The organism is Flavobacterium sp. MR2016-29 (assembly GCF_015350695.1).
GTDB lineage: Bacteria > Bacteroidota > Bacteroidia > Flavobacteriales > Flavobacteriaceae > Flavobacterium.
Genome location: NZ_JADKPU010000024.1, coordinates 1 through 397, shown reverse-complemented (window position 1 = coordinate 397; position 397 = coordinate 1). Strand labels below are relative to the sequence as shown.

At 42.3% G+C, this 397-nt stretch carries 1 protein-coding gene; it reads left to right on the top strand.

Translation table 11 applies throughout. The features are described 5' to 3' along the window. Positions 1-397: Ig-like domain-containing protein (locus tag IR010_RS20005; protein ID WP_228515215.1), on the top strand; the 397-nt coding region annotated here is incomplete at both ends.

The following is a 397-nucleotide window of genomic DNA, read 5'->3' as shown; positions in this document are numbered from 1 at the left end:
TGTTTCGGTGACAGGCTCAGTCTTAGATTTAAAAGATGATACTGTGGCTTCGGCTATCGGAACAAACCAGCCTCAGACATTGTTAAACGTTTTAGCGAATGATACAAAAGACGGAAATGCAGTTAATTTATCAGAAGTAAATATTTCGGTAAGTACGGCAGATCCAAAAGGATATTTAAGCCTAAATGCAGACGGTACAATTGAATTAAAAGCAAATGCTCCGGCAGGCGATTATGAGTTTGCCTACCAGGTGTGCGAAAAATTAAACCCGTCAAACTGTGCGGCAGCAGTGGTGAAAGTGACAGTCGGCGCTCCAGTAATCGATGCAGTTACAGAAACAACAGCTTCAGTAAACGGAACTATCGGAGGCACTACGTCAGTTTCATTAACAGCAAAC